General features: G+C 41.0%; 4 protein-coding genes. All 4 read right to left on the reverse strand.

Annotated features, from left to right (window positions below):
* A partial coding sequence (locus L652_RS0102375) for an efflux RND transporter permease subunit (protein ID WP_029770113.1) occupies nucleotides 1-787 on the reverse strand: 787 nt, incomplete at its 3' end.
* An 8-nt stretch (nucleotides 788-795) separates the two neighbouring features.
* Entirely contained in the window at nucleotides 796-2,385 is a 1,590-nt protein-coding gene (locus L652_RS0102380) for an efflux RND transporter periplasmic adaptor subunit (protein WP_024597387.1), read from the reverse strand.
* Nucleotides 2,375-3,751, reverse strand: coding sequence for a TolC family protein (locus tag L652_RS0102385; RefSeq protein ID WP_024597388.1), 1,377 nt, complete (start codon nucleotides 3,749-3,751; stop codon nucleotides 2,375-2,377). The genes L652_RS0102380 and L652_RS0102385 overlap by 11 nt, the downstream gene beginning before the upstream one ends.
* 257 nt (nucleotides 3,752-4,008) lie before the next feature.
* Nucleotides 4,009-4,185 carry a hypothetical protein gene (locus L652_RS1000000125045; RefSeq protein ID WP_158000824.1) on the reverse strand — a complete coding sequence of 59 codons (177 nt, stop codon included), beginning with the start codon at nucleotides 4,183-4,185 and terminating at the stop codon, nucleotides 4,009-4,011.
* Nucleotides 4,186-4,237: the final 52 nt, after the last annotated feature.

The following is a 4,237-nucleotide window of genomic DNA, read 5'->3' on the forward strand; positions in this document are numbered from 1 at the left end:
CTACATCACGCAATTGCAGCGCAGTAGCATTAGCGTTTACGCCAAGCGGAATAGCTTCTAGGTCGGCAACACTTTTAATGTAGCCGGTGCTTGTTACCATGTATTCAGCTTCAGCCATTTCAACTACCGAGGCACCCATCTCTTGGTTGCCTTGTTGAATCGCCGTTTGAATGAGGCTAAGCGGAATACCATAAGCACGTAATTTATCAGGCTCTACATTGACTTGGTATTGCTTAACCATGCCACCAACAGCAGCCACTTCAGATACACCGGGCACAGTTTGTAGCTCAAACTTTAAAAACCAATCTTGTAAGCTTCGTAGCTGACTAATATCGTGTTTATTTGTTTTATCAATTAGTGCGTATAAGTAAATCCAACCTACGCCTGTTGCATCAGGGCCAAGCTCTGGCGTAGCGCTATCGGGCAATCGGTTTGCTGCTTGGCTTAGGTATTCTTGTACTCGGCTACGCGCCCAATACAAATCAGTTTTTTCGTCAAAAATAACGTAAACGTACGAGTCACCAAAAAACGAAAAACCCCTTACAGTTTGTGCACCCGGCACAGAAAGCATTGCAGTGGTGAGCGGAAATGTAACTTGGTCTTGCACTACTTGCGGCGCTTGCCCCGGGTAAGTAGTTTTTATAATGACCTGAACATCAGATAAGTCAGGTAAGGCATCCACGGGCGTATTTTTTAGTGCAAACAATCCTCCACCCAGTAAAATTAATGTAAGCAACAACACAAAAAAGCGATTGCCAACAGACCAACGAATAATGGCAGTTATCATAATGGCTCCTAGTGAGAACTGTGTTGCATAGGTTGCATAGGTTGCATAGGTTGCATAGGTTGCATAGTAGAATGATCAATCGGCTCTGCGTTTTGCGCGTTAGTAATTACAAATTCATCATTAATAATGCTAAAAGTAAAATTAATATACTGGGCATTTTCAAACTTGGTAATATCAATATCTGGCGCTAATACAAAGTCCATTGTGGCGGGTTCTCGATTCCATTTTTCAATGGCCTCTCGACTAATATTAATAATGCGATTTTGTGTATCTATGGCATTAATAGTGCCGTTAACCGTGGCGCTTTGTGGCTGTATATCCATGTTCATATTTGAGTCTGAACCAGAATCCGAACTCATACCTGAGCTAATGCTAGAACTAGGCATTTCCATTCGTTTAAAGTCGGAGCTCTTACTTGACTCAGAATCTATTAAAAATTGCGCTGAGGTCACTACCGTGTCACCTGTCATTACACCTGACAAAATGACCGCTTCATTACTATTAATTTGCCCAACTTCGACTTCTACCGATTTAAAACGACCCTCACCTAATGCAATAACCACACGGTTTTGATGCTGCGTGCGAATTACCGCTTCTTTAGGGACTGTAAATTGCGCTTTACTCGCCATAGCGTGAATGCTCACTTGTGCAAACATATTTGGTTTTAACCGATGATCTGCATTTTCAAACCTGAGTCTTACACGCAGCGTTCGGTTTTTAGCATCAAGCGCGGGGTAAATGTAATCAACCTTACCTTCCCACTTTTGACCTTTTAAGTAATCAAGCGTCATTGTAACGGGCAAGCCCACGCTCACTTGTTCTGATTGGCGTTCAAACACTTCTGCCTCTACCCAAATTTCATCAAGCTGAGCAATACTCATCATTGATGTGCCTGGTTTAACGTAAAAGCCTTCTCGTACTGTTAGCTCATCTACCACACCACTTTGCTTTGCGTAAAAAGTAATATTTTGCATTATCTTTTTATTTTTTTGTAAGCGCTCGATAAATCCATCAGACACATTTAACGACTCTAAACGTGCCTTTGCTGCGCGAATTAACACGGTATTATCACGATTAACCGCCAGTAAAAATTCTTCCTGTGCATTCACCAATTGTGGGGAATACAAAGTATATAAAGGCTCACCGGCTTTAACTTGTGCACCTTGCGCTTTAACATATAAACTTTCAATCCAGCCCTCTACACGCGGATGAATGTGAATAAGTTGGTCTTGGTTATATTGCACATAACCCACAGTATTTATATCGCTGTGAAGTGTTTTAAGCTCTACTTTGGCAGTTCTTACACCCAAGTTATTGATGACTGCAGGCGAAATAGTTACTGCACCTGGTCCATCCTGAGCGTTGCTATCGTTTTCATATACAGGGACTAAATCCATTCCCATTGGCGACAGTCCTGGCGCGTCACGCCTGTAATTACTATCCATAGGGGCTACCCAATATAAGGGCTGTTTTTCAGCACTTTGCTGTTCATTCATTGCCGAGCTGCTAGGTAAAAACTGCATCACTAAGGCGCCAATTAACGCAAATGCGCCCGCACCGACTAAGGCAGCAACAAGTAACTTTAAATTAGTATTCATTATGTAATTCTCCAGTTTTATCGCTCATTACTTGGGGGTCTAAGCTACTTGCATAATAATTAAGGCGAGCGGTAATAATATGCTGATCTACTTGAATATTAAGCGCGTCTATTTTGGCGTTAAGTTCACCAATGCGCGCGCGCATCACGTCAGAAAAATCCCCATCGTCGCGCGTATAAGCATTAAGTGTTGCTTGAGATTGCTCTGACATTTGCGGTAATAACGTATTTTGATAAAGCGCATCGCGTTTTTGCAAACGAGCGAGTTGGCTAAACTCCTTAAAGTACATGCCTTTGAGTTTTTGAAGCGCCACCAGCTTTTGTGTTTTAGTAGCTTCTGCACTAGCAATAGCCGATTTAACCTGTTGATCTTGTCTGTTATCAGTAAACAATGGCAAATCAATGCTAAATCCTACTGAAAGTAAATCAGCTCGCGACTCCCCCATAGGCGTTTCATCTCGGTAACCATAACCCACATTAACGCCCATTTGAGGTTTGTAACTTTGCTTGGCGAGTGCAACTTCGGTTTGCTTTGCGGTGACGGTTTTTTCTATCGCAATAATTGCGGGATGCGCCATAAGCAACTGTATTAATTTATCAAATTCAAGGTTTGCAAAATCAACCAGCCCTGTGGTTTTAGTAAATTCGGCATTTAAAGGCTGCATAAGCATATTCATAGGTAACCACTGTGCTAAACGGTTTTTAGCACTTTCAAATTGCTGCTCAAGCATAACCAACTTATCTTCAAGGCGAGTGAGTTCTAATTGCGCACGAATAATATCTTGCTGGCGTGTTTTACCTAAGGTACTTGCGTAGCTTGCTTCGGTAACTTCAATAAGCTGAGTAAATAGCCCTTTATCTTGCTCAATTAAAGCAATACTTCGCTGAGCACGATACGCGTTTAACCACGACTCAATCACAATTGCTTTTACTTGTGCTAAGCGATCGGCGCGCTGCCAAGAATATTGTTGAGCAGACTGAGCTAATGCCTTTTGTTTAAGTGCTAAACTATTCCCTCGGCTAAACTTTTGGCTCAAATCGACTTTAAGCTGCGTCATCCCTTCTTGATCAAATGCATAACCGTTAGTAGGCAAGTTAAGTAAGCCAACCGTTAAAACAGGATCGGGTAAGGTGCCTGCGGCAATACTTTGCGCTATTGTGGCATCTTCTTGGTAGCCACTCGCTTTTAGCCATGGCTCATGCGTTAGTGCATAATTAAGCGCTTGCGTTAAGCTAAGCGTTTGCTCATTGCGGGCTTGCTTTAGCGTATCGATATTTAGGTTATTTGAATTGTTTTGCGCATTAACAACTGTGCTAAATAACACAACACTACATAATACGGCTTTAATACTTACAGCGTGGTTCATCACCTGCTCCATCTAAAAATAAAAGAAATTCTTAAATTAGGAAGCAAAAAAGGTGTTTAGGAGTTTTACAAAAACCTTTTATATCAATTTCATTGAATTAATGATCTATTATTGCGGTAGGAAAATTGCTCTATAACAAGGAAAAAATTACGCAGTATAGTTGCTTTATATAAGTAATTTTTAACGCAGTTAGAGAGGTATTTAGTTCCTAGAATGAGCATGTTTTCAATAAAATTGATATTACACCTATCCTGCTATTAAGCAGACATAGGAGGGCGGTAAAGTGAACGAGGTATATTAATTTGTGTAGTAAATACACTTATATTTACTTTTTCAGATTCAAGTAAAGTAACGCTAAATAAAGTATCAACATTAAGCATTGAATTAGCAGCGCAGCCACTGATAGCTGTCTCTTGATCACAAGTCTGACTCAAGAGATTTTGCTAAATCGTAGCCTTCCAGGATGGCTTGTAACTTAAGCCATCC

The sequence above is a fragment of the Pseudoalteromonas sp. TB25 genome, from assembly GCF_000497995.1.
Classification (GTDB): domain Bacteria; phylum Pseudomonadota; class Gammaproteobacteria; order Enterobacterales; family Alteromonadaceae; genus Pseudoalteromonas; species Pseudoalteromonas distincta.